1 protein-coding gene is annotated in these 228 nt (G+C 66.2%); it reads right to left on the reverse strand.

All coding sequences use genetic code 11. The annotated features are described in order from the left end of the window. Positions 1-228: glutamate synthase-related protein (locus R0J88_RS24310; RefSeq protein WP_410901502.1), on the reverse strand; the 228-nt coding region annotated here is incomplete at both ends.

The raw sequence follows: 228 nt of genomic DNA on the forward strand, positions 1-228 counted from the left end.
GTCGCGACACCGGTGGCACAGTTGTTCAGGTGACAGATACGCAGGTACTTGCAGCCCAGCGCGACCATCGGCGCGGTGCCGAAGCCGAAGCTCTCGGCGCCCAGGATCGCGGCCTTGACCACGTCCAGGCCGGTCTTGAGGCCACCATCCGTCTGCAGACGAATCTTGTGCCGCAGCTGGTTGATGCGCAGCGCCTGATGCACCTCGGGCAGCCCCAGTTCCCACGGG

The organism is Pseudoalteromonas sp. SIMBA_162 (assembly GCF_046535955.1).
GTDB lineage: Bacteria > Pseudomonadota > Gammaproteobacteria > Enterobacterales > Alteromonadaceae > Pseudoalteromonas > Pseudoalteromonas marina.